The sequence below is a fragment of the Roseivivax sp. CAU 1761 genome (assembly GCF_054482755.1).
Window position 1 is genome coordinate 13,322 of the sequence record NZ_JBTLRM010000025.1, and the last position, 22,653, is coordinate 35,974.

The following is a 22,653-nucleotide window of genomic DNA, read 5'->3' on the forward strand; positions in this document are numbered from 1 at the left end:
GACGCCGCCGCGCCCCGCGGGCGCGGCGGCCTCAGCCCCTCAGCGCGCCGCTTCGAGCGCGCGCGCCAGGGCGCAGAACCCCTCCAGCGGCACCTGTTCGGCGCGGTCGGTGGGGGTGAGCCCGGCAGCCTCGATCAGATCGCCGATGTCCGGGTGCAACCCTTTCAGGCTGGCGCGCAGCATCTTGCGGCGCTGCCCGAAGGCCTTGGCGGTGACGTTGGACAGGATGCGCGGATCGGCCGGGAAGCGCGGCGCCGCCAGCGCCTCCAGCCGCACCACCGCCGAGGACACCTTGGGCGGCGGCGTGAAGGCGCCGGGCGGCAGCGACAGCACGATGCGCGCCTCGGCGCGCCACTGCGCCAGCACCGCCAGCCGGCCATAGGCCTTCGATCCCGGCGCCGCGGTGATGCGCTCGGCCACCTCGCGCTGGAACATCAGCGTGAGCGAGGTCCAGAACGGCGGCCAGTCCGCCGGCGTCAGCCAGCGCACCAGGAGCTCGGTCCCGACATTGTAGGGCAGGTTGGCGGCCACCGCGATCGGCGGCCGCAGATGCGCCAGCGGGTCGATCTCGAGCGCGTCGCCCGACAGGATCTCGAGCCTGCCGGGATAGGCCGCGGCGATCTCCTCGAGCGCCGGCAGGCAGCGACGGTCCTTCTCGATGGCGAGGACGCGGCGCGCCCCCTCGGCGAGGAGCCCGCGGGTCAGCCCGCCCGGTCCGGGGCCGATCTCCAGCACGTCCATGCCCGACAGGTCGCCCGCCATGCGGGCGATCTTGGCGGTCAGGTTGAGGTCGAGCAGGAAGTTCTGGCCCAGCGACTTGCGCGCGCTCAGACCATGCGCCGCGATCACCTCGCGGAGCGGCGGCAGGGTGTCAATCGCCATGCGTCTCTTTCGTCTCGGGATCCGCGCCGCCGGCCAGCCGCCAGGCCAGCCGCAGCGCCGCCAGCGTCGAGGCCGGGTTGGCCGCGCCGTGCCCGGCAATGTCGAAGGCGGTGCCGTGATCGGGCGAGGTCCGGATGAAGGGCAGCCCCAGCGTCAGGTTCACGCCGCGGTCGAAATCCAGCGTCTTGATCGGGATCAGCGCCTGGTCGTGATACATCGCCACCGCGGCGTCGTAGCGTGCGCGCGCCGCGGCGTGGAACATCGTGTCGGCCGAAAGCGGCCCGGCGAGGTCCAGCCCCTCGGCGCGCAGCCGCGCCAGGACCGGCGCGATGACCCGCTCTTCCTCGTGGCCCATCCGCCCGCCTTCGCCGGCATGCGGGTTGAGCCCCGCCACGGCGATGCGCGGACGCGCCAGCCCGAAGAGGTCGCGCAGCCCGGCATGGGTGATCCGGATGCGGGTCTCGAGCAGGTCGGGCGTCAGCGCCGCGGGCACCTCGGCCAGGGGAATGTGGATCGTCGCCGGCACCACCCGCAGCTGGTCGGAGGCCAGCATCATCGCCACCTCCACGCCGCCGGCCAGATGGGCCAGATACTCGGTATGGCCGGGAAAGGCGAAGCCCGCGCCCTCGGCCAGCGCCTGCTTGTGGATCGGCAGGGTGCACAGCGCGGAGGCCGCGCCGTCCTGCACCAGCGTCACGCCGCGCGCGATGGCGTCGACCACGCGCGCGGCATGGGCGGGCTGCGGCTGGCCGGGGATCCGCGGGCCGTCGAAGTCGAGCCAAAGCACCGGCAGGCCGTCCCGGGCGGCGGAAGCCGCCTCTGCCGGGCCGGCGATCACCCGGTGCGGCACGCTGCCGGGCAAGTGGCGCGGATCGCCGATCCAGAAGAAGGGCAGGGCGGGGCCGAGCGCATGCCAGGCCGCCTCGGCCAGTTCCGGGCCGATCCCTGCCGGCTCGCCGCAGCTGACCGCGACGGGGGCCGGGCTCATCGCTCCACGATGCGGGCTTCGGCGCGCAGCTGCGCCAGATAGCGCTCGGAGAGCTGGCCGAGCCGCTGGTTGCGCAGCGACAATTCCAGCGCCTGCCGCGCCTCCTCCGCGGTCTCGCCCTCGCCGGTGGGACGGGCGCGGGTGCGGTCGCAGAGCATGAGCACCATCAGCGTCTCGCCGCTGCCGCCGGTCAGCGCGGTGGAGATCTCGCCCGGGTCGAGCTTGGAGAGTTCGAAGGCGATCTCGGTGGGGATCTGGCCCGGCGCCGCCTCCTGACGCTGCAGCCGGCTCTGCGGCTGGCCCTGGGCGAGGCCGTAGAGGTCGTCGCAGCGATCCGTGGTCTCCGCGATCACCCGCGCCCGCGCCAGGGTCTCGCGGCTGCGGCCGCCGGGCAGGTGATAGATGGCGTAATCGACGCGCGCCACCTCGGCCGGGCGGTAGCCCGCCTCCTCGACGCCGCGCAGCTGGAAGATCGCCACGCCGTTCTGGATCGGCAGCGGATCGGAGACCTCGCCGGGGGAGAGCGACAGCGCGATGCGCTGCAGCACCGGCGGCAGATCGGTCAGGTCCTGCCACGGCAGCCGCCCGCCCTCGGCGCGGCTCGGGGTGGCGGAGTATTGCCGGGCCGCGGCGGCGAACTGCGCCTCGCTGCGGTAGGTGGAGATCTCCTGCGCCAGCGCCATCGCCCGCTCGGCCTGCGGCGGCGGCGCCGGGATGATGATCTCCGACAGCGCGACGCGCACCGCGCTGCCCTCGGCCTGAAGCGCGCGCTCGGCGCGTTCGATGCGGATCTCGGGCACCGCGGATTCGGCGCCGAAACGCTCCCGGACCAGGTTGCGCCAGGCGACCCCGGCGCGCACGAAGTCGCGGAAGGTCTGCTCGGCGATGCCGGCCTGCCCCAGCCGCTGCACGAACTCGGCGCGGCTGAGATCGGCGCGGCCGGCGAATTCGTCCATGCCCTCGGCGATCTCGGCCTCGCTGGGCACGATGCCCTGACGGCGCGCCGCGGCCAGTTTCAGCCGGTCATCGATGAGCTGGGTGCGGGCGACCTCGCTGGGATTGCCGGGGGCGTTCAGCACCTCGTTCATGCGCGCGCGCTGCTGCAGCTCGTAGCCGGTGATCACCTCCTCGTTCACGGTGATCGCGGGTCCGAAGAGGTTCTGCGCCGGTGCCGCCCCGGGCAGCGCGGCAAGCCCCAGCGCGGTGGCCAGCGCCAGCGGGCGAAGGCCGGCGCGCAGACGGTCGGCCCGGGGTGCCAGGGTCTTCAGAAGCTCTTGCATGTGCGACGTCTCTCCTTGGCGCTGCCGGTCCCGCCGAAACCCTTCAGCGCGACCGAGAGGCCGTAATCCGTTGACGGCTCGAGGTTAGTGGATGAGGCAAAGCGGCGCGAGACCGAAAAGCCCACTTCGATGCACTCGGTCTCGTAGGCGATGCCGAGCCCAGCCCGCGACAGCCGGTCCTCGACCAGGTCGTAGCGCCAGAACGTGTCGGTCGACCAGGACTCGTTCACGTTGTAGGCGCCGTCGAAGCTCCATTCCGACTGCGCCGCCTCGCGGTCCTCGTCTGGGTCGCGGCCGATCAGCAGGTAGGAGGCGCCGATCTCGAAGCGGGCGGTCTCCCAGCTGGCGCGGGCCTCGGCCTTCGAGACGCTGGTTGCGGCATCCTCGAGCAGGCCGCGCGCGGTCAGGCGCAGCCCTTCGGCATTGGCGATGTGCCCGGCCACCAAAAGGTCGGAAGTGCCGCTGTCGAGCCCGGAGGAGCGGCTGAAATCGCCGTCCTCCTCGGCGCGCCAGACCTGGCCGAGGGCCAGCCCGGCGCTCCAGCCCTCGGGCTGGCGGCGCATCCAGCGCAGCCCGGCCACCGTCACCCGGCCGCGTTCGCGGCGGTCGGCGGCGGGAAAGCGCGACAGCGCCTCGAGGTTGCCCTCGTCGAACTCGACCCGGGTGCTCTCGTCGTTCGGAATGTCCAGCCGGTCGCCGCCGATCCAGGCCGTCTGCAGGAGCGGCTCGATGAGATAGCGCGCGCCGCCGGCGCCGGTGCGCACCCAGGGCCAGCGCAGATCGGCGGCGACCCCCGGGGTCAGCTGCGCCGCGCGCTCGGCGCTGGTCACGTCCTGCCGGATGCGGAAGCGGTCGGCCCAGAGATGCGTCGAGAGGCCCGCCCGGACACCGCCCGCCAGGGTCCAGCGGCGCTGCCAGCTGGCCTCGGCGGTGAGCCGGGCGACATCGCGGCCGTCGATCTCGGCATCGGCGTCGGGCCCGTCGGTGGCGCGGTCGGAATAGCGCAGGTGGCCATGCGCCTCGGCGCCCAGCCGGACCTCGCCGCCCAGCCCGTAGAGCTTCGGGAAGAACCGCCGCTCCCACTGCCCGTCGAGGATGATCGTCGGCTGTGTGGCGTCGCTCTCGTCGTCGCGCAGCGTCTCGTAATGGATCGCGCCGAGCTCGAAATAGCTGTCGGCGGTGGTCCGGCTCAGGGTCACCGCGCTGTCGAGCCGGTCCTTGCCGGAATAGTCGTAGGTGTCGAGATAAGCCTCGTCGGTCACCGTCTCGATGTCGAAGTCGAGCCGGAACCGCCGCGGCAGCTGGAACGCGCCCTCGGCGAACAGGTAGGCGCGGGTCTCGTCGTTGCGCAGCGTGTCGCGGCTGATCGCGGTGTTCACCTCGAGGTCGCCGTAGCGGAAGGCCCGGCGGTAGCGCGTCTCGAGCGTCTTGGTGACCGGCGACAGGTACGGCGTGAAGGTGAAGTCCTGATGCGGGCCGACGGGGACGAAATACGGCACCTTGATGCCGAAGCCGAGCAGGGTGGAGCTGCGCAGCGTCGGGGTCAGGAAGCCGCGGGCGCGCTCCAGCGTCGGGTCGGGCACGCGCAGCCGCGGCAGGTAGGCCACCGGCACGTCGAGGATGCGGAACTGCGCGTGGTCGAAATAGATCTGCTGGCCGACCTCGTCGTGGATGACGCGGCTGGCGCGGATCTGCCAGAGTGGCACCTGATCGGCGCCGCAGACCTGGCAGGAGGTCACCGCCACGCGGTTGAGCGCGGTGTAGCGGCCGTCGATGCGGCGCGCCTCGACCGCGGCGAGCTGCAATTGCTGGTCGAGCACGAGCCGCGCGCCGCGCAGCAGCCCGGCCTCGAAATCGCGCTCCAGCTCGGCGCTGTCGGCGATCAGCACGTTGCCCTCGGGATCGACCAGCCGCACCGGCCCCTCGACGGTCAGCACGCCGCTGTCCTGATCGTAGACGATGCGGCGGGCATTGAGCCGCGTGCCGTCGTGCAGCGCCTCCACGTTGCCCTCGGCAACCAGCCGCGACTGGCCCTCCACCAGCACGCGGTCGGCGACCAGGATGGCGGGATCGGCGGGGCCGGCGCCCTGGGCGAGGGCGGACAGGGGCAGGCAGGCGAGAAGCCAGAGGCAGAGCCGGCGGATCATCCGTCCTCCCGTTGCAGGATGAGCCCGAGCGCCAGGAACAGCGACGCGACGGGCGGAACCCAGGCGGCCGGGATCGGATCGATCTGGCCGGTTTCGCCGAGGATCTGCGCGAAGTTGCGGACGTAGTAAAGCCCGAAGCCCGACAGCACCGCGGTCAGCACCGCGAGCCCGGTGCGGCCGAGCCGGGCATGGCGCATGGTGAAGCCCGCCCCGAGCAGGACCAGCGCCACGAAGAACAGCGGCCGCGCCAGCTCCATCTGGAACCAGACGATGTGCCGCCGGGCCGAGAAGCCGGCGCGCTCGAGCTCGTCGATATGCTGCGGCAGCTCCCAGATCGGCACCGCCGAGGGCCGGCCGAAACGGTCGCGGATGTTCTCGCGGGTCAGCGTCGAGGGGATGCGCAGCTCGGCCGCGTCCTCGGCCAGCGCGGCGGCGTTCTGCCCCGGAGCCAGCGGCCAAGACCGCGCCTCGCGCAGGATCCAGGCGCCGTCGCCCAGTTCCGCCTCGGCGGCCTCGATGCGGCGCACCGGACCGATGTCGGAATCGTAGACCACGAAGCTCACGTCGTAGAGGATGGTGGCGTCAGCATTGGCGCGGGCCGCCCGGATCACCGTCTGGCCGCTGCGGTCGCCCTGGCGCAGCCACAGCCCCTCGGCGCCGATCGACAGCACGCTGGAATCGCCGTTGGCGTAGCGCTCGCCGAGGATCTCCGAGCGTTTCGAGGTCGCCGCCGCCATCGGGTTGAGGATCGCCACGGCGAGCAGGCCGACGGCTGCCGCCACCGTCACCGGACCGGCCAGCACGGCGAGGCCGGAGCGCCCGGCGGCGCGCGCCACGACCAGTTCCGACGACCGCGCGAGGCTGACGAAGAGGGCGATCGAGGACAGGATCATGATCAGCGGCAGCATCTCGTAGAGCGAGGCCGGCGCGTTCAGCACCGTCAGGCCCGCGACCTGGGCGAAGCTCGCCTCGCCCTCGAAGCGGCGCAGCTGCTCGATCAGGTCGAGCAGGCCGAGAAACAGCAGGAAGATCGCGAAGATGCTGCCGAAAACCTTGAGGAAGCGCCGGGCGAAATAGAGGTGCAGGGTCATGCCGCGCCCTCCGCCGGGGCGGCGCCGCGGCGCGGCCTGAACGACCGGCTGGCCAGGTGCAGCAGCCCGCCCACCAGAACGAAACCCACCAGCGAGGGCAGGTAGACCAGCGGCCAGAGCGCGCCGTTGGCGCGCACCGGCGCGGTGACCGCGCTTTCCACCAGCTTGACCGCGACGATCAGCGAGATCGCCAGCAGCATCTGCCGGCCGAGCCCGAAGCGGCTGAAGCCGCCGGTCATCAGCGCGGCATAGCCGATCAGCGCCGCGACCACGGCAAGGAGCGGCTGCTGGAACCGGCCATGCGCCTCCTCGAGCACCTCGCCGATGCTGTCGCTGGCGGCCTCGGCCATCTCCTCGGTGCGCAGCAGCAGGTCGGCGGTCGACATCGTGTAGGTGCGCGGGCGCGGCGGCCCGCCGGCCTCGATCAGCCCGGAAATGTCGTAGGTCAAATCGCCGAAGGTGGTGGTCGACAGGCGCTGGTCGTCCTCGTTCAGCGTCTGCGCCAGCCCGTTCAGCATCACCAGCCGGGTCTCGCCGGCCTCGCGCAGCACCAGCGCGGTCTTCGCCGTGTAGGTCACCGAACGGCCCTCCTGGCGGCGGTCGGAGAGGAAGACGTCCGACAATTCGCCGTCCGGCGAGATCTCGCGGATGTAGAAGGTGACGGCGTCCGAGGGGTGCAGGAACACCCCCTCGCGCAGGAGCTGGGCGCTCACCGACTCGGCGATCTCGCCCTCGCGTTCGCGCAGCTGGGCGAGGCTCGCCGGCACCAGGGCGTGGCTCAGCACCAGCATCATCGCCATCACCAGGAGCCCGAAGACCAGCACCGGGCGGGCCAGACGCCAGGGCGAGCGGCCGGTGGCCTGCACCACGGTGAGCTCGGATTCGCCGGCCAGCCGGTTGGTGACGTAGGCGGTGGCGGCGAAGGCCGCCATCGGCAGCACCAGCCGGATCACGTTGGGCAGCGACAGCGCGGTGAACTCCAGGAAGATCGCCGCCGAATGGCCGTCGCCGATCAGCCGGTCGAACAGGATCACCGCCCGGTTGACCCAGTAGACCGAGACCAGCACCAGCGCGAAGAAGCCGAACAGCATCATGAAGCGCGACAGCATGTATCTGTCGAATCTGCCCAACCTCACCCCCGGTCCCGGTGCCGTGTTGGCGCGGAGACTAGCGGATCGGCGGCCGGCGCGAAAGCCGGCACTGGCCAAGCCGGGCGCCGGCGGTTACCTCTGGCGCCGGACCGAACGGGAGACAGGACCGCATGACCGAGCTTCGCGACATCCGCTTTCAGCCCCTCGAGCTCGACGCGCTGGCCGAGACCGCCGGGCGGGTCGCCGTCTGCATCCCCGCCGACGGCACGCTGGGCCAGGGGGCGCGGCGGCTCAACCGGCTCACCAAGGGCGCGGTGCTGCGCGCCTGCAGCTCGGAGCGCTGGGACAAGCTGAAATCCGGCGACGTGCTGTCGCTGGGCTTTCCCGCCGGGATGGCGGCGGAGGCGGTCGACCTGGTGAAGATCGAGCGTCGGCCGGATGTCGCCGAAGCGCGCCGCGCCGGCGCCGCGGTGGCCCGCGGGGCCGGGCGCAGCGCCGTCACCTTCCTCGTCGAGGGCACCCGGCACGGCGCCGAGATGGCGCTCGGCCTGGCGCTGCGCGGCTACGCCTTCACCGACCACAAGAGCAAGCCCGAAGCCGCGCCGGAGCCCGCCACGCTGCTCTGCAGCCGCCCCGAGGAGGTCGCGGCGGCGGCCCGCGACCGGCTGGCTTTGGCGCGCGGCGTGGTCTTCGCGCGCGATCTCGTCAACGAGCCCGCCAACGTGCTCTCGACCACCGAATTCGCCGACCGGCTGCGCGCCCTGGCCGAGCTCGGGCTCGAGATCGAGGTGCTCGACGAGGCGCAGATGGAGGAGCTTGGCATGGGCGCCTTCCTTGCCGTCAGCCGCGGCTCGGTGACCCCGGCGCAGCTCGTGGTGATGCGCTGGAATGGCGGCGGCAGCGAGCCGCCGCTGGCGCTGGTGGGCAAGGGCGTGGTCTTCGACACCGGCGGCATCTCGATCAAGCCGAGCCAGGGCATGGAATCGATGACCATGGACATGGGCGGCGCCGCCACCGTGGCCGGCACTATGATGGCGCTGGCGGCGCGCGGCGCCCGCGCCAACGTGGTCGGGCTGGTCGGCCTGGTCGAGAACATGCCCGACGGTCGCGCCTACCGCCCCGGCGACGTGCTGCGTTCGATGAAGGGCGACACGATCGAGGTGATCTCCACCGATGCCGAGGGCCGGCTCGTCCTGGCCGACGTCATGTGGTACGCGCAGGAGACCTACAAGCCGGCGGCGATGATCGACCTCGCCACCCTGACCGGCGCGGCGATCGTCGGGCTGGGGCACGAGAACGCCGCCTTCTTCGCCAGCGAGGACGGCTTCGCGCAGCGCTTCGCCAAGGCGGCCGAGACCGAGGGCGAGGGCGCCTGGCGCATGCCCTTCGGCGAGGGCTATGCCGAGCAGATCAAGTCCGCGGTGGCCGACGTGAAGAATTCCGGCGGCCGCGCCGCCGGCACCATCACCGCGGCGGAATTCCTCAAGCGCTTCGTGCGCGAGGACCTGCCGTGGATCCATATCGACATCGCCGGCGTCGCCACCGCCGCCAAGGACCTGCCGCTGGCCCCCAAGGGCGCGACCGGCTGGGGCGTGCTGACGCTCGACCGGCTGGTGCGGTCGCATCACGAGGCCCGCGACTGAGCCGCGGCGCGGGGCTGAGGGGGCGCGGATGGGAGCGGCCTATTTCTACCACCTGACCCGGCGGCCGCTCGAGGAGACGCTGCCGGTGCTCCTCGACAAGGCGCTGCAGGCGGGCTGGCGGGTGGCGGTGCGCGGCCCCGACCCGGCGCGGCTCGACTGGCTCGACCAGCGGCTCTGGCTGGAGCCCGCCGACGGCTTCCTGCCGCATGGCCGGGCCGGCGGGCCGCATGACGCGGCGCAGCCGGTGCTGCTCTGCGACGGCGCCGGCGCGGCCAACGATCCGCATTGCGTGATGGCGATCGACGGCGCCGAGGTCGCGGCCGCGGAAGTGCAGCGGCTCAGCCGGGTCTGCGTGCTCTTCGACGGCGGCGACCCGGCGGCGGTGCAGGCGGCGCGGGTGCAGTGGAAGGCGCTCACCGATGCCGGCTGCGCGGCGCAGTACTGGTCCGAGGAAACGGGGCGTTGGGAGAAGAAGGCCGAGCGCTGATCAGCGCGCCAGCACCATGCGGTCGCCCTCGATCGAGACCCGCGCAAATCGCCGCAGGTAGCTCATCCCGAGCAGCGAGCGGCCCATCTCGGCAGCGTTGACATAGGCCGGCACGGCGGTGTCGGCATAGGGTCCGAGCGCCACCCGGTCGAGCGTCACCGGCGCCGTGCGCACCGTGCCGTTGGCGGTCATCGCCTGGGCGTGGTAGGCCAGCGCGTCCGGATCGAGGCCGGCGCGCTCGGCGTCCCGGGCCGTCAGCACGGTGCCGCTGGCGCCGGTATCGACCATGAACGGGATGGCCGCGCCGTTGACCTCGAGCGTGGCGTAGAAATGCCCGTCCGGGGCCCGCGGCAGGGCGATCGCGCCGGTCTCCGAGATCACCGATTGCCGCGGCATCGCGGTGCGCCGGATGCCGTCCCAGAGCCCGATCGCCGCGATCAGCCCGAGAAAGATCAGCCCCCAGGCCAGCAGAGCCTGCAGCTTGCGGCCGAGGCCCTGGCGGTTCTGCACGAACATCCAGAACACCAGCACCGCGCCGAGCAGCACCAGGTAGCTGAGCTGGCCGTAGGGAATGTCGGGCATGCAGGATCCTTTCCCCGTCTATCTAGGCAGGCGGGGGCGGGGTGTTAAGTGCCGGGCGGGGTGCCGGCGAAGCCCACCGCGGCCAGCCCGTCGAGCACGAACTGCACCGACAGCGCCGCCAGCAGCATGCCCAGAAGCCGCGTCACCACGGTGATGCCGATCTTGCCCAGCAGCCGCTCGATCCGCGCCGAGAGCAGCAGCAGCAGCAGCGCGATGGCGATCACCGACAGCATCACCGCCAGCACCGCCGCCATGCCGGCGGCATCCTCGGCCTGCCCGAAGAGCAGGATCGTGGTGGTGATCGAGCCCGGCCCGGCGAGCAGCGGGATCGCCATGGGAAAGACCGACGGGTCGTCCGGCGCCCCGTCATTCTCCGCCCGGTCCTCGCGCCGCTTGGTGCGGCGCTCGAACAGCATGTCGAGCGCGGTCAGGAAGAGCAGCAGCCCGCCGGCGATGCGGAAGGCCGGCATGGTGATGCCCACGGTGCCCAGCACCGCCTCGCCGAAGACCGCGAAGAGCAGCAGGATGGCCGCCCCGATCAGGCAGGCGCGCAGCGCCACGGCGCGCTTGTGCGCGGCATCGGCGCCGCGGGTCAGCGCGATGAAGACCGGCGTGATGCCGATCGGGTCGATGACCACGAAGAGCGCCGCGAAGGCGGAGATCAGGAAGGCCGCATCCATGCCGCGCGCTTAGCCGCCGGCGCCGGCCCTGGCAAGTGCCGGGCGCGGACGCAGGCGGGTCCGGAGGGGGGCAGGGCGTGGGTTCGACGGGGAGAGGCGGCGCCGTCCGGCCGTTGAGGGCAGCTTCGTTCGGGGTCCGCCGACCCTGCGGGAGGCAAACAGTCGATACATGCAGCGCAGGTTCAACTGGAAGAGGGGGCGCTGCCCCCGTCGGCGCTTTTGCGCCGACTCCCCCGGGATATTTTTGCTCAGAAGAAGCGGGCGGGCCTGGGTCAGGCGGGGGTTTCGGCGGCGTCGAGTTTTTCCTGGGCGGCGAGCCAGAGCGCCTCGGCCTTCTGGAGGCCCTCCATGACCTCGGCGTACTTCCGGTTCCAGGTCTCGAGCTCGCCGGCGCGGGCGGTCTCGTAGAGCGCCGGATCGGCGAGCTTCTTGGCGAGCCGGTCGCGCATCTCCTCGATCTTGGCGACGCGCTCCTCGGCGCGGCGGAGATCGGCGCGCAGCGCCAGGATGCGCTCGCGCGGCGGACGCGCGGGCCGGGCCGCCGGGGCCGCGGCGCGGGCCGGGCGGGCCGGCTTCTCGGGCGTCAGCAGCATCCGGCGATAGGCCTCGAGATCCTCCTCGAAGGGGGTCACCGTGCCGTCGTGCACGAGCCAGAGGCGGTCGGCCACCAGCGACAGCAGGTGCATGTCGTGGCTGACCAGGATCACCGCGCCGTCATAGAGGTTCAGCGCCTCGGTCAGCGCCTCGCGGCTCTCGATGTCGAGATGGTTGGTGGGCTCGTCGAGGATCAGCATGTGCGGCGCGTCGAGCGTCGCCAAGAGCAGCGAGAGCCGCGCCTTCTGGCCGCCGGAGAGCCGCCCGACCTCGGTCTCGGCCTGCGCCGCGCCGAGGCCGAACCCGGCCAGCCGGGCGCGCAGCTTGGGCGGCGCCACTTCCGGGCGGGCGCGCTGCAGGTGCTGCAGCGGCGTCTCCTCGACGCGCAGTTCGTCGACCTGGTGCTGGGCGAAATAGCCGATCCTGAGCTTCGACGCCTTGGTCATCCGCCCCGCGGTCAGGTCCAGCCGGTCCGACAGCAGCTTGGCCAGCGTCGACTTGCCCTGGCCGTTGCGCCCCAGCAGCGCGATGCGGTCGTCCTGATCGATGCGGAGATCGAGCCGCGCCAGCACGTTGCGGTCGCCATAGCCGGTGGCGCCGCCCTCGATATGGATGATGGGCGGCGACAGCTGCTCGGGGGCGGGGAAGCTGAAGACCCGCGCCGCCGCCTCCTCGGGCAGGGTGATGGTCTGCATCTTCTCGATCATCTTGACCCGGCTCTGGGCCTGCTTGGCCTTCGAGGCCTTGGCCTTGAAGCGGTCGACGAAGCTTTGCAGATGGGCCCGGCGGGCGTCCTGCTTTTTGGCCGCGGCGACCAGCACTGCGCGCTGTTCGGCGCGCTGGCGGGCGAATTGGTCGTAGGGGCCCTGCCAATAGGTCAGCTTCTTCTCGCTGAGATGCAGGATGCCGCCCACGGCGCGGTTCAGCAGGCCGCGGTCGTGGCTGATCACGATCACCGTGTGGGGGTATTTGGCGAGGTAGCTCTCGAGCCAGAGCGCGCCCTCGAGGTCGAGATAGTTGGTTGGCTCGTCGAGTAGCAGCAGGTCGGGCTGGGCGAAGAGTACGCCGGCCAGCGCCACCCGCATCCGCCAGCCGCCCGAGAAGGCCGAGCAGGGCTGGCGCTGCTGGTCGTCGTCGAAGCCCAGCCCCTTGAGGATCGAGGCCGCGCGCGCCTCGGCCGACCAGGCGTCGATGTCGGCGAGCCGGGTCTGCACCTCGGCGATGCGGGTGCCGTCGGTCGCCGCCTCGGCCTCGGCCATCAGCTCGGCGCGTTCGGTATCGGCGGCCAGCACGGTGTCGATCAGGCTCACGCCCGAGGACGGCACCTCCTGCGCCACGCCGCCGATGCGGGCCCGCGCCGGCAGCGAGATCGCCCCGCCATCGAGCGTCAGCTCGCCGCGGATCAGCCGGAACAGGGTGGTCTTGCCGGTGCCGTTGGCACCGACGAGGCCGACCTTGTGGCCCGCCGGGATGGTCGCGGAGGCGCCCTCGAAGAGCGGGCGGCCCTCGACCGAATAGGAGATGTCCTCGATCTTCAGCATGGGGCGCGCTCTAGCAGAGCCCGGGGCGGGCGGAAAGCGTCCTGTGCGCCGGGCGCGCGCCGCCCTGAAAAAGTGATGTCCGGCAATGTGTTATCGCATGACAGCGCGGCGATTTCGCTTGTCCGCGGGGGCGGGCGTACAGCCTGACCCATCAACTCGGGCAGAAAGGCATTGCTCCCATGAAGAAGACCCTGATGATTCTCCTCGCCACCGGCACCGTGGCCCTCGCCGGCTGTCAGAACCTGACGCCGGACCAGCGCTTCGCGGCCGGCGGCCTGGCCGGCGGCGCCGCGGGGCTGGCCGTGGCCGACCGGATGGATGCCGACCGCACCGGCAAGATCATGGGCACGCTGGCCGGCGCCGCGGCCGGCTCCACGCTCGCCGCCGGCACCGCGCGGCCGCAGCCGCGCACCGTGTCCTGCCGCTATCCCAACGGCCAGCCGGCGCCGTGCCCGGGCGGCTACGGCTACTGAGACGCGGCCGCGTCGAGATAGGAGGGCAGTTCGGCGGCGAGCCTCGGCCAGCCGCCGGGCCGCCACCCGGCCGCGCGCAGCCGCGCGCAGTCGAGCACGCTGACCGGATCGGCGGAGCGCGGCGGCAGCGGCCGCGTCCAGCCCATCACCCGCGCCGCCTCCGCCAGAAGGTCGTGGCGGTCGAGCAGCAGGTCGGAGACGTGGACCGGCCCGCCCTCCTGCAGGGCGAGGCAGAGCCGCACGGCCGCGGCCAGATCGTCCACATGGATTTCGGTGCCGCGCCGGGGCGGCAGCGGCTCCCCGGCCCGGAACGCCGCGAAGAGGTCGCCCCACTTCATCGCCGGGCCGGGCCCGTAGAGCCCGGTGGCACGCAGCGCGATCCCCGTCACCGGCAGGCCGAACAGGATCTCCTCGGCCGCGGCCTTGACCTGACCGTAGAGCGAGGCGGCGCGCGGCGGCAGGGTCTCGGGCAGGGGCGTGCCGGCCGGGTGGCCGTCGAAGACCGCGCGCGAGGACAGGAACAGGATGCGCCCGACGCCCTGCGCCGCAGCGTCCTCGAACAGCCGGCGGGTGCCGTCGAGATTGGCGCGGCGGAAGCCCTCGGGGTCGCTTCCCTCGCCGCCGCGGTAGCGGCCGGGCACATGGGAGAAGGCGGCATGGATCAGTGCGTCGCATTCGCTGAGGTCGGGCGTGGGCGCGCCCAGCGACCAGCCGAGATGCGGCAGGCCGGGCAGGAGCGTGCGGCCCAGCGTGACGATCTCCGCCTCGCCCAGCCCGCGCCGCAGCGCGCCGCCGGCGATGCCGCTCGCCCCGGTCAGCGCGATCCTCATGACGCGGGAGCGGGCAGGGCGGCCAGATCGGGCCTCTCGCCGCGCTCATAGGCGTGCCAGAGCGCGATCAGCGGGCGCAGGCGGTCCGCCTTGGCATGGTCCTGCCAGGGCTTCTCGTACTGGAAGTGCAGCACGCGGATGGCCTGCCAGTCCCAGAGCGCGGGCAGGTTGAACCAGACATATTGCAGCATGTTGTCGAAGACCGGCAGGCCGTGCCAGTCGGGGAAAAAATCCTGCAGGAAGGTCTGGTCGGTGCGCTTCCAGAAGGCGCCGGGCGCGTCGAGCCGCGCCAGCATGGCATCGAAGGTGGCCGGGTCGGGCCGCGCCGTGAAGACGCCGGAATTCAGCCGGTGAAAGTCGGCGAGGCTCTCGTAGACGTTGGGCGCGGCGCTGAACTCGGGATAGTCGAAGAGCCGGTCGATGCGGCGCAGCACCAGCGTGTCGGCGTCGAGAAAGACCACCCGCGCGTAATCGAGCTGCCAGAGCCGGAGCTTGGCGAAATTGTCGAGCGGAGTGTGGAAGGGCGGCTTTTCGCCCTTGGTGAAGGGGTTGCGGCCGTGGATCCGGTCCTTGGCATGGGCGGCGTTGAATTCGTCCGAGGTCGGCAGCAGGTCGGTCGCAACCAGCCGCGCGCCGGCGGCCCGGAGCGGCGCCAGCGCGGCGTCGGGCACCGCGTCGGTGTGGAGCACCACGCGGTCCGCGCGGCTGCCGGTCAGCGCCAGCGAGTGCAGCAGCGCCGCGGCGCCGCGGGCGAAATCCGCGTTGGTCACCAGTGTGACGAAGGCGCGGGGATCGCCCGCCGGGCGCTCGGGCCGGAGCGCGCTCACGACGCCGACTTGAGCGCCTTGCCCTCCGGGTCGCGCTCCACCCGGCTGCCCAGCTCGCGGGTCCAGGCCGAGACCGCCGGCACCCGGCTGCGGTCGATGCGGTGGGCGTATTTCTTCGCCACGTCGACGACCTCGGCCAGCAGCCCCTCGGCCAGCGTGGTGGGGTCGAGCCCGAGCGCGAGGAACTGGGCGTTGTCGACGATCAGGTCGTTCTCGGCGGCCTCCTTGCGCGGGTTCGGCAGGTAGGCCACGCGGGCGCCGGTGAGCTTCGCCACCAGGTCCGCGAGGTCGCGGACGCGGTGCGTCTCGGTCATCTGGTTGAAGATCTTCACCCGGTCGCCGCGCGCCGGGGCGTCCTTCAGCGCCAGCTCGATGCAGCGCACCGAATCCTGGATGTGGATGAAGGCGCGGGTCTGGCCGCCGGTGCCGTGCACGGTCAGCGGGTAGTCGATCGCCGCCTGGATCAGGAAGCGGTTCAGCACGGTGCCGTAATCGCCGTCATAGTCGAAGCGGTTGATCAGCTGCTCGTGGCGGCGGGTCTGGTCGGTATGGGTGCCCCAGACGATGCCCTGGTGCAGGTCGGTGATCCGCAGCCCGTCGTTCTGGGCGTAGAACTGGAACAGGATCTGATCGAGCGACTTGGTCATGTGATAGACCGAGCCGGGCTTCGTCGGGTAGAGGATCTGCTGGCCCTTCTTGCCCGTGGGCGTGTCGATCTCGACGTCGAGATAGCCCTCGGGGATCGGCGCGCCGACGCTCGAATAGCCGTAGACGCCCATGGTGCCCAGATGCACGAGATGGGCGTCGAGATCGGCCTCCACCATCGCCGCCAGCAGGTTGTGGGTGGCGTTGGTGTTGTTGGTGACGGTGTAGACCTTGTGGCGGTCGGTCTTCATCGAATAGGGCGCGGCGCGCTGCTCGGCGAAATGCACGATGGCGTCGGGACGGTGCTCGATCAGCCAGCCCTTGAGGCGCTCGTATTCCTTGGCGAGGTCGAGCAGGTGGAAGCGGATGGTTTCGCCCGAGACCTGCTTCCAGATGCGGCAGCGCTCCTGGATCGAATCCATCGGCGTCAGCGACTGCACGCCCAGTTCGGTGTCGATCCAGCGGCGGCTCAGGTTGTCGACGATGTGGACCTCGTGCCCCTGGGCCGAGAGGTGCAGACAGGTCGGCCAGCCGACGAAGCCGTCCCCTCCGAGAATGGCGATGCGCATGGGCCGAGCCTTTCGTCTATGCGTGTTGGCCGAAGCGGCTATCGTTCGGCCCGCACGGTGTAAAGCCAAAGTTTGATGACCCGCGCGGCCCCGCGCAAGCCGCGTCGGGATTCGGCCGCGGCACGGCTGCCGCCGCGGGCCCGCGCGCCCGGTCCCGGCGGCGCCCGGGACGCGCCCGGGACGCGACCTGGACGCGGCGTCGGCGGCGCTCTGCCGCGCCGGATCAGGCCGGGGCGCCGCCGGTCCGGCGGCGGCAGGGCCCGAAGCGGCAGGCCAGCCCCAGGATCACCCCGGAGACCACCGCGATCATGCCAGCCGCGCTGACCGCGTGGGGGCTGCCCAGCCAGAGCGGCCCGTAGCCCGCCAGCACGTAGCCGAGGATCGCCGAAAGCGCCGCGAAGCCCAAGCTCCAGGCCACCTGCCGGGCCAGCCGGTCGGTCATCAGCCGGGCCGCCGCCGGCGGGCAGACGAACATCGCGATGACGATGATCGAGCCCACCGCGTCGAAGGCCGCCACCGCCGCCAGCGCCGCCACCGCGACCAGCCCCAGCCCCACCGCGCCCACCGGGATGCCGAGGCTGCGCGCGAAGCCCTCATCAAAGGTCGAGAGCGCCAGCCAGCGCCAGAAGCCAACGGTCAGGAGCGCGATCACCGCCGCCGCGGCGGCGATGCGGCCCAGTTCCGGCGGCAGGGTGGCGAGCGTCGCGGGGTCGAGCAGCGACCCCCAGCCCTCGGCGCCGAACCAGATCAGCGATTCCAGGTTGCCCATCAGCGCGTGCTCGACGTCGAGATGCACCGACGAGGTGTCGGTGCGCTCGAGGATCAGCACGCCGGCGGCGAACATCGAGGTGAAGACCACCCCCATCGCGGCGCCGGGCTCGACCCGGCCGAAGCGGCGCACCGCCTCGATCAGCAGCACCGCGACCAGCGCCGCCCCGCCGGCACCGAAGAGCATCGGCGTCGCCGTCATCGCGCCGCTGACCAGGAACCCCGCCACCAGCCCGGGCAGCACCACGTGCGAGATGGCGTCGCCCACCAGGGCCTGGCGGCGCAGCAGCAGGAAATTGCCCGGCAGCGCGCAGGCCATCGCGGCCAGCACGCCGATCAAGATCGGGGTCAGCGACAATTGCACGAATTCCGCGCCCATCACGCCGCCCCCCTGAGAGCGCGCGCGGTGCGCCGCCGCCGCAGCGCCGCCGCCGCCACGCCACGCCGCGGCGCCGCCAGCATCGAGACGGCGAAGATCGCCGCCAGCGTCAGCACGATGATCGGCCCGGTCGGCAGCGCCGGCGCCGAGGCCGAGAGCGCGGCGCCGAGATAGCCCGAGGCCGCGCCGATGCCGGCGGCGATCCACGGCACCCGCGCCGCCCGGTCGGTCCAGAACCGCGCCGCCACCGGCGGGATGATCAGCAGCGCGACGATCAGGATCAGCCCGACGATCTTCAGCCCGACCACGGTGACCAGCGTCACCAGCGTCATCATCGCCAGGTCGATGCGGCGCAGGTTCCAGCCCGAGGCCGCGGCGAAGCCCGGATCGAAGGCCGCCAGCGTCATCGGCCGGCGCAACGCCCAGGTCGCCGCCATGGCCAGCGCGCCGCCCGCGGCGATGGTCAGCGCGTCGCTGCGCAGCATCCCCGCCGTGGCGCCCAGAAGGAAGCTTTCGAGCCCGGCCTGGCGGCCGGCGCTCATGGTCTGGATGACGGTCAGCAGCACGACCCCGGCGCCGAAGGAGACCGAGAGCACCGCGCCGATCGCGGCATCCTCCGGCAGCCGGGTGTGGCGGGTGATCCAGTCGACCACGAAGAGGCCCAGAACGGCGGTGGCGGCCGACCCGGCCAGCAGGCCGGGCAGCGCCCGGCCGTCGCCGCCCAGCGCCACCATCAGCATGAAGGCGAGTGCGATCCCGGGCAGGGTGGCATGCGCCATGGCATCCGAGACCAGCGCCCGCTTGCGCAGGTAGAGGAAGGTGCCGGCAGCACCCGAGGCCGCGCCGAGCAGCGCCGCCCCGGCGGCCACCAGCGCGGCGTTGTAGCCGGCCTGGAGCAGCAGCGCGGACAAGAACGGGCTCATGACGGGAAGCGGGCTGGCAGGTCGCCGATGGCGGCACCGAGCCGGCCGCCATAGGTGGCGTCGAGATTGGCCGCGGTGAAGGTGCCGGCCACCGGGCCCTCGGCGATGCGGCGGCCGTTGATCAGCAGCACGTGGTCGAAATAGGCCCGCACGGTCGACAGGTCGTGATGCACGCAGATCACCGTGCGGCCCTCGGCCCTCAGCGCCTTGAGCACGTCGATTACGGCGCGTTCGGTAGCCGCGTCGACCCCGGCCAGCGGCTCGTCGAGCAGGTAGAGATCGGCGCGCTGGGCCAGCGCCCGGGCGATGAAGACGCGCTGCTGCTGGCCGCCCGACAGCTGGCCGATCTGGCGGTCGCCGAACTCCTCGAGCCCGACCCGGGCGAGACAGGCCCGGGCCTCGGCGCGCAGCGCCTGGGTCATCCGGCCGAACAGGCCGGAGCGGCGGTAGAGCCCCATCTCGACCACGTCGGCGGCGCTGGCCGGGAAATCCCAGTCGATGGCGGCGCGCTGCGGCACGTAGGCGATGCGGTGCCGCATCCGCGCCACCTCGGCGCCGAAGACGCGGACCTCGCCGGCGGCCGCCGGGACCAGCCCCAGCGCCGCCTTCAGCAGCGTCGACTTGCCGGCGCCGTTCGGCCCGATGATGGCCGACATGGCGCCGCCGGGAAACCCCGCCGTGATGTCGCGGATCGCCGGGGCGGCGCCGTAGGCGACGCTCAGCCCCGCGACGCGGAGCGGCTCCTCGGCGGCGGCCGGGCGGGGCGCGCCGGCGGTCGCGCGCGCGCCGGGGGGCTCGGGCGCGGAGCGCGGGGACGAGGCGAGCGGTGCGGTGTCGCGCATGCGGGGCTCCTCAGTTCAGCAGGTCGGACATGCCCCGTTCCGGGGCCTCGCCGCCCAGGGCGCGGGCGATCGTCGTGGCATTGTGGTCGATCATGCCGAGATAGGTGCCCTCGTAGGTGTCGGGCTCACCCATCGCGTCGGAATAGAGCTCGCCGCCGATCTCCACGCTGTGACCGCGCGCCGCGGCGCCCTCGATCAGGGCGCGGATGTTGCGGTCGGAGACCGAGCTTTCCACGAAGACCGCGCGGATGCCGCGCTCCACCAGCAGGTCGACGACCTCGGCGATGCGCGCCAGCCCGGCCTCGGATTCGGTCGAGATGCCCTGGATGCCCACCACCTCGAAGCCGTAGGCGCGGCCGAAATAGCCGAAGGCGTCATGCGCGGTGACGAGGACCCGGGCCTCCTCGGGCACGGTGCCGAGGATGCCGGCATTGTACTCCGCCAGCGCCTCCAGCTCCTCGCGGTGCCGGGCGGCGTTGGCGGCGAAGGTCTCGGCATGGTCCGGCGCGGCGCGGGTCAGCGCGGCGCGCACCTCGTCGACCACACCGGCCCAGAGGGTCGGGTCCATCCAGACATGCGGGTCGAACTTGTCGGCATAGGTGTCGTGGGCGATCAGCGCGTCGCGCGGCAGCGCCTCGGCCACCGCCACCACCTCGGTGCGGGCGGCCAGGCCGTGCAGGAATTCCTCCATCTGCGCCTCGAGATAGAGCCCGTGCCACAGCACCAGGTCGGCGCGCGCCATGGCGGCGATGTCGCTGCGGGTCTGGCGGTAGGCATGCGGGTCGATGCCCGGGCCCATCAGCGCCCGCACCGACACCAGGTCGCCGCCGACCCGCTGCGCCGCGTCGCCGATCATGCCGGTGGTCGCGACCACCGCCAGAGGCGCCTCGGCCCGCGCCATCGGCGCCCCCAGCCCGAGCGCCGTCAGCCCCAGCGCCGCCAGCCCCGTCAGAAATGTCCGCCGTCCGAATCTCATCGCCATCCTCCGCATCTCCGCATGTCCTGACGCCAGTGATATTGAGAATCGTTCGCAAAAGTCAATGCTCCTGCAAATCATTCGCAACAAGCCGCGGGACGCCCCGCCGTTTTGGCCGGTTCCTGACCCGCGGGCGGCCTGCTAGACAGGCGGCACCGCGCCCCCGTTCCCGGATCCCGCCATGACCGACCCGCACGCCGAAGCCCGCACCACCCACGATGCCGAGGCCGATCCGCGGAACCGCGACATCCTGATCTACGTCAACGGCGAATTGCTGCCGCGCGCCGAGGCCAAGGTCTCGGTCTACGATTCCGGCTTCATGCTGGGCGACGGGATGTGGGAGGGGATGCGCCTCCATGACGGCGTCTGGGCGTTCTTCGACGAGCACATGGACCGCTTCTTCGCCTCCTGCCGGGCGGTCTCGCTCGACCCGGTGCTCGACCGCGGCGGAATCCTGCGGGCGCTGCGCCGCACCGCCGCGGCCAACGGCATGACCACCGACGCGCATTGCCGGCTGATGGTCACCCGGGGCGTCAAGGACAAGCCGTTCCAGCATCCCGGCCTGTCGCGCTCGGGCCCCACCGTGGTCATCATCATGGAGCATTCGAAGCCGGCGGCGACGCTGGCCGAGGGAGTGCGCCTGGCCACCGTGCCGCAGGTCCGCGGCCTGCCGCACAGCCAGGATCCGAAGTTCAATTCGCATTCCAAGCTGAACTGCATCATCGCCTGCCTGCAGGCCGAGGCCGCGGGCGCCGAGGAGGCGCTGATGCTGGACCCGCAGGGCTTCGTGAACACCACCAATGCCTGCAACTTCTTCATCGTGCGGCGCGGCGAGGTTTGGACCTCGACCGGGGATTACTGCATGAACGGGGTGACGCGGGCCAAGGTGATCGAGCTCTGCCGCCAGAACGGCATCCCGGTCCACGAGAAGAACTTCTCGCTCTACGAGGCCTACGGCGCCGACGAGGCGTTCCTGACCGGCACGTTCGGGGCCCAGACCCCGGTGGCCTCGATCGACGGCAAGCCGATCGGGTCGGGCGAGCGGCCGATGACCCAGCGCATTCGCGCGCTCTATGCCGACCTGATCCGCCGGCACGTGGGCGAGCAGGCGGGCTAGGGGCGGAAGACCGCGTCGGTGCGCCACTCCGCGACCGCGAGCCCGCTGCCCGCGAGCCCCCGCGCGAAGCGTTCGGCGCCGCCTCCGTCCGCATCGCCCAGCGTGGCGGTGATGCGGCCGCTGGCGTCGCAGGCGCAGGCGACGATCTCGAGCCCGGCCGCGGCGATCAGCGTCGCGGCGCGGGCCAGCCCGCGGGCGGGGTCGTCGCAGGTCAGCACGGCGCGGTGCTCGAGGCGGCAGCCGGGCAGGGCGCGGGCCAGGGCGGCGATGCGGTCGAGCGGGATCGGGCAGGGCTGGAGAACGGTCTCCATGGCGGCACTCCTCGGACACTGACGAAAGGCGCCGGGGGCCCTTCCGCTTTAGCTGCATTTGTTTCGCGCCCGCAATCTGAACTCAAATCGGCGCGTGCTTTGCCCATACGCCCGGCGCCGCCCGAAGGCAAGCGCCGGGCGGCGGGCAGGTCAGGCGGCGCGCAGCGGCAGATCGAGGATCTCGCGCGCCTGCTGCCAGGTCGCGACCGGGCGATCGTGCTTCTGGCAGAGCTCGACGGTGCGCCGCACCAGTGCCGCGTTCGACGGCGCCAGGGTGTCGCGGTCGAGCCGGATATTGTCCTCGAGCCCGGTGCGGCAATGCCCGCCCGCGGCGATGCACCATTCGTTCAGCGTCGCCTGGTGCCGGCCGATCCCGGCGCCGCACCATTCGGCCTCGGGGGCCAGCCGCTTCATGGTGGCGATGTAGAAGTCGAAGGTGTCGCGGTCGACCGGCATGGCGTTCTTCACGCCCATCACGAACTGCACGTAGAGCCGGCCCGGGATGCGCCCGTCGCGGTTCATCGCCACCGCCTGGTGGATGTGGCTCAGGTCGAAGGCCTCGATCTCCGGCTTGACCTGGTGCGCGCGCATCTCCGAGGCCAGCCAGTCCACGAGGTCGGGCGGGTTCTCGTAGACCCGGGTCGGGAAATTGTTCGAGCCGACCGAGAGCGAGGCCATGTCGGGCGCCAGCGGCAGCATGCCGCCGCGGGTCTTGCCGGCGCCGGAGCGGCCGCCGGTGGAGAGCTGGACGATCATGCCCGGGCAGTGCGTCTCGATGCCCTCCTTCAGCCGCGCGAAGCGGTCGGGGTCGGAGGACGGCGTGCCGTCGTCGTTGCGGACGTGGCAATGGGCGATGCTGGCGCCCGCCTCGAAGGCCTCCTGGGTGCTCTCGACCTGTTCGGCGACGGTGATCGGCACCGCCGGGTTGTCGGCCTTGGTGGGCAGCGAGCCGGTGATGGCGACGCAGATGATGCAGGGTTTGGTCAT

At 72.2% G+C, this 22,653-nt stretch carries 21 protein-coding genes and 1 pseudogene; 4 read left to right on the top strand and 18 right to left on the bottom strand.

From position 1 onward, the window contains the following. Positions 1-39: 39 nt before the first annotated feature. From rsmA to lptF, 6 genes are read right to left on the bottom strand one after another with little or no spacing between them, the layout of a single operon-like run. Positions 40-882, bottom strand: a complete 843-nt coding sequence (gene rsmA, locus ACXYMW_RS14440) for a 16S rRNA (adenine(1518)-N(6)/adenine(1519)-N(6))-dimethyltransferase RsmA (RefSeq protein ID WP_459036029.1) — start codon at positions 880-882, stop codon at positions 40-42. Next, a complete protein-coding gene (pdxA, locus tag ACXYMW_RS14445) occupies positions 872-1,870 on the bottom strand; it encodes a 4-hydroxythreonine-4-phosphate dehydrogenase PdxA (RefSeq protein ID WP_459036030.1) in 999 nt (332 codons plus the stop codon). Before pdxA ends, rsmA begins: the two co-directional genes overlap by 11 nt. Beyond that, positions 1,867-3,150, bottom strand: coding sequence for a peptidylprolyl isomerase (locus tag ACXYMW_RS14450; protein ID WP_459036031.1), 1,284 nt, complete (start codon positions 3,148-3,150; stop codon positions 1,867-1,869). The genes pdxA and ACXYMW_RS14450 overlap by 4 nt, the downstream gene beginning before the upstream one ends. After that, entirely contained in the window at positions 3,135-5,297 is a 2,163-nt protein-coding gene (locus tag ACXYMW_RS14455) for an LPS-assembly protein LptD (RefSeq protein ID WP_459036032.1), read from the bottom strand. The genes ACXYMW_RS14450 and ACXYMW_RS14455 overlap by 16 nt, the downstream gene beginning before the upstream one ends. Further along, entirely contained in the window at positions 5,294-6,388 is a 1,095-nt protein-coding gene (gene lptG / locus ACXYMW_RS14460) for an LPS export ABC transporter permease LptG (RefSeq protein ID WP_459036033.1), read from the bottom strand. Before lptG ends, ACXYMW_RS14455 begins: the two co-directional genes overlap by 4 nt. Beyond that, positions 6,385-7,497: an LPS export ABC transporter permease LptF gene (lptF, locus tag ACXYMW_RS14465; RefSeq protein ID WP_459036064.1), complete on the bottom strand. Its 1,113-nt coding sequence runs from the start codon at positions 7,495-7,497 to the stop codon at positions 6,385-6,387. Before lptF ends, lptG begins: the two co-directional genes overlap by 4 nt. Before the next feature lie 152 nt (positions 7,498-7,649). Between lptF and ACXYMW_RS14470 the strand changes: the two genes are divergently transcribed. Beyond that, on the top strand, positions 7,650-9,122 hold the full coding sequence (locus ACXYMW_RS14470) for a leucyl aminopeptidase (protein WP_459036034.1): 1,473 nt from the start codon (positions 7,650-7,652) through the stop codon (positions 9,120-9,122). 28 nt (positions 9,123-9,150) lie between these two features. Then, entirely contained in the window at positions 9,151-9,609 is a 459-nt protein-coding gene (locus ACXYMW_RS14475; RefSeq protein WP_459036035.1) for a DNA polymerase III subunit chi, read from the top strand. Here the strand turns inward: ACXYMW_RS14475 and ACXYMW_RS14480 are convergent, their stop codons facing one another. The 3 genes from ACXYMW_RS14480 to ACXYMW_RS14490 form a co-directional block, all read right to left on the bottom strand. Next, positions 9,610-10,191 carry a retropepsin-like aspartic protease family protein gene (locus ACXYMW_RS14480; protein ID WP_459036036.1) on the bottom strand — a complete coding sequence of 194 codons (582 nt, stop codon included), beginning with the start codon at positions 10,189-10,191 and terminating at the stop codon, positions 9,610-9,612. Between the two features lie 44 nt (positions 10,192-10,235). Further along, on the bottom strand, positions 10,236-10,871 hold the full coding sequence (locus tag ACXYMW_RS14485) for a MarC family protein (RefSeq protein WP_459036037.1): 636 nt from the start codon (positions 10,869-10,871) through the stop codon (positions 10,236-10,238). 272 nt (positions 10,872-11,143) lie between these two features. Then, entirely contained in the window at positions 11,144-13,006 is a 1,863-nt protein-coding gene (locus tag ACXYMW_RS14490) for an ABC-F family ATP-binding cassette domain-containing protein (RefSeq protein WP_459036038.1), read from the bottom strand. 179 nt (positions 13,007-13,185) lie between these two features. On the opposite strand from ACXYMW_RS14490, the gene ACXYMW_RS14495 reads away from it, so the two are divergent. Next, entirely contained in the window at positions 13,186-13,479 is a 294-nt protein-coding gene (locus ACXYMW_RS14495; protein ID WP_459036039.1) for a glucose-6-phosphate isomerase, read from the top strand. Here the strand turns inward: ACXYMW_RS14495 and ACXYMW_RS14500 are convergent. The 7 genes and pseudogenes from ACXYMW_RS14500 to ACXYMW_RS14530 all read right to left on the bottom strand — a co-directional run bounded on the left by ACXYMW_RS14500 (position 13,473) and on the right by ACXYMW_RS14530 (position 20,238). Continuing rightward, positions 13,473-14,309 carry an NAD-dependent epimerase/dehydratase family protein gene (locus tag ACXYMW_RS14500; RefSeq protein ID WP_459036040.1) on the bottom strand — a complete coding sequence of 279 codons (837 nt, stop codon included), beginning with the start codon at positions 14,307-14,309 and terminating at the stop codon, positions 13,473-13,475. The two genes, ACXYMW_RS14495 and ACXYMW_RS14500, sit on opposite strands and share 7 nt — an antisense overlap. After that, complete coding sequence (locus ACXYMW_RS14505) at positions 14,306-15,136, bottom strand: glycosyltransferase (RefSeq protein WP_459036041.1); 831 nt, start codon at positions 15,134-15,136, stop codon at positions 14,306-14,308. Before ACXYMW_RS14505 ends, ACXYMW_RS14500 begins: the two co-directional genes overlap by 4 nt. Next, positions 15,133-16,350 carry an NAD-dependent epimerase/dehydratase family protein gene (locus tag ACXYMW_RS14510; protein WP_459036042.1) on the bottom strand — a complete coding sequence of 406 codons (1,218 nt, stop codon included), beginning with the start codon at positions 16,348-16,350 and terminating at the stop codon, positions 15,133-15,135. The genes ACXYMW_RS14505 and ACXYMW_RS14510 overlap by 4 nt, the downstream gene beginning before the upstream one ends. A gap of 223 nt (positions 16,351-16,573) precedes the next feature. Beyond that, positions 16,574-17,497 carry a metal ABC transporter permease gene (locus ACXYMW_RS14515; protein ID WP_459036043.1) on the bottom strand — a complete coding sequence of 308 codons (924 nt, stop codon included), beginning with the start codon at positions 17,495-17,497 and terminating at the stop codon, positions 16,574-16,576. 20 nt (positions 17,498-17,517) lie between these two features. Continuing rightward, positions 17,518-18,420: pseudogene (locus tag ACXYMW_RS14520) on the bottom strand (metal ABC transporter permease); the annotation flags it as partial. Beyond that, complete coding sequence (locus ACXYMW_RS14525; protein ID WP_459036044.1) at positions 18,417-19,262, bottom strand: metal ABC transporter ATP-binding protein; 846 nt, start codon at positions 19,260-19,262, stop codon at positions 18,417-18,419. The pseudogene ACXYMW_RS14520 and the gene ACXYMW_RS14525, both read right to left, overlap by 4 nt. A 10-nt stretch (positions 19,263-19,272) precedes the next feature. Continuing rightward, entirely contained in the window at positions 19,273-20,238 is a 966-nt protein-coding gene (locus ACXYMW_RS14530; protein ID WP_459036045.1) for a metal ABC transporter solute-binding protein, Zn/Mn family, read from the bottom strand. Between the two features lie 181 nt (positions 20,239-20,419). On the opposite strand from ACXYMW_RS14530, the gene ACXYMW_RS14535 reads away from it, so the two are divergent. Beyond that, positions 20,420-21,355, top strand: coding sequence for an aminotransferase class IV (locus tag ACXYMW_RS14535; protein WP_459036046.1), 936 nt, complete (start codon positions 20,420-20,422; stop codon positions 21,353-21,355). On the opposite strand, the gene ACXYMW_RS14540 is transcribed toward ACXYMW_RS14535, so the two are convergent. Together ACXYMW_RS14540 and ACXYMW_RS14545 are read right to left on the bottom strand one after the other, a co-directional pair. Then, a complete protein-coding gene (locus ACXYMW_RS14540) occupies positions 21,352-21,666 on the bottom strand; it encodes a hypothetical protein (RefSeq protein WP_459036047.1) in 315 nt (104 codons plus the stop codon). The genes ACXYMW_RS14535 and ACXYMW_RS14540 overlap by 4 nt on opposite strands. Before the next feature lie 150 nt (positions 21,667-21,816). After that, positions 21,817-22,653: a beta-keto acid cleavage family enzyme gene (locus ACXYMW_RS14545; protein ID WP_459036048.1), complete on the bottom strand. Its 837-nt coding sequence runs from the start codon at positions 22,651-22,653 to the stop codon at positions 21,817-21,819.

Bases quoted from the DNA above. Each gene is read 5' to 3' on its own strand.
- rsmA (WP_459036029.1), bottom strand. From the start codon at position 882: ATGGCGATTGACACCCTGCCGCCGCTCCGCGAGGTGATCGCGGCGCAT.
- pdxA (WP_459036030.1), bottom strand. From the start codon at position 1,870: ATGAGCCCGGCCCCCGTCGCGGTCAGCTGCGGCGAGCCGGCAGGGATC.
- ACXYMW_RS14450 (WP_459036031.1), bottom strand. From the start codon at position 3,150: ATGCAAGAGCTTCTGAAGACCCTGGCACCCCGGGCCGACCGTCTGCGC.
- ACXYMW_RS14455 (WP_459036032.1), bottom strand. From the start codon at position 5,297: ATGATCCGCCGGCTCTGCCTCTGGCTTCTCGCCTGCCTGCCCCTGTCC.
- lptG (WP_459036033.1), bottom strand. From the start codon at position 6,388: ATGACCCTGCACCTCTATTTCGCCCGGCGCTTCCTCAAGGTTTTCGGC.
- lptF (WP_459036064.1), bottom strand. From the start codon at position 7,497: ATGCTGTCGCGCTTCATGATGCTGTTCGGCTTCTTCGCGCTGGTGCTG.
- ACXYMW_RS14470 (WP_459036034.1), top strand. From the start codon at position 7,650: ATGACCGAGCTTCGCGACATCCGCTTTCAGCCCCTCGAGCTCGACGCG.
- ACXYMW_RS14475 (WP_459036035.1), top strand. From the start codon at position 9,151: ATGGGAGCGGCCTATTTCTACCACCTGACCCGGCGGCCGCTCGAGGAG.
- ACXYMW_RS14480 (WP_459036036.1), bottom strand. From the start codon at position 10,191: ATGCCCGACATTCCCTACGGCCAGCTCAGCTACCTGGTGCTGCTCGGC.
- ACXYMW_RS14485 (WP_459036037.1), bottom strand. From the start codon at position 10,871: ATGGATGCGGCCTTCCTGATCTCCGCCTTCGCGGCGCTCTTCGTGGTC.
- ACXYMW_RS14490 (WP_459036038.1), bottom strand. From the start codon at position 13,006: ATGCTGAAGATCGAGGACATCTCCTATTCGGTCGAGGGCCGCCCGCTC.
- ACXYMW_RS14495 (WP_459036039.1), top strand. From the start codon at position 13,186: ATGAAGAAGACCCTGATGATTCTCCTCGCCACCGGCACCGTGGCCCTC.
- ACXYMW_RS14500 (WP_459036040.1), bottom strand. From the start codon at position 14,309: ATGAGGATCGCGCTGACCGGGGCGAGCGGCATCGCCGGCGGCGCGCTG.
- ACXYMW_RS14510 (WP_459036042.1), bottom strand. From the start codon at position 16,350: ATGCGCATCGCCATTCTCGGAGGGGACGGCTTCGTCGGCTGGCCGACC.
- ACXYMW_RS14515 (WP_459036043.1), bottom strand. From the start codon at position 17,497: ATGGGCGCGGAATTCGTGCAATTGTCGCTGACCCCGATCTTGATCGGC.
- ACXYMW_RS14525 (WP_459036044.1), bottom strand. From the start codon at position 19,262: ATGCGCGACACCGCACCGCTCGCCTCGTCCCCGCGCTCCGCGCCCGAG.
- ACXYMW_RS14530 (WP_459036045.1), bottom strand. From the start codon at position 20,238: ATGAGATTCGGACGGCGGACATTTCTGACGGGGCTGGCGGCGCTGGGG.
- ACXYMW_RS14535 (WP_459036046.1), top strand. From the start codon at position 20,420: ATGACCGACCCGCACGCCGAAGCCCGCACCACCCACGATGCCGAGGCC.
- ACXYMW_RS14540 (WP_459036047.1), bottom strand. From the start codon at position 21,666: ATGGAGACCGTTCTCCAGCCCTGCCCGATCCCGCTCGACCGCATCGCC.
- ACXYMW_RS14545 (WP_459036048.1), bottom strand. From the start codon at position 22,653: ATGACCAAACCCTGCATCATCTGCGTCGCCATCACCGGCTCGCTGCCC.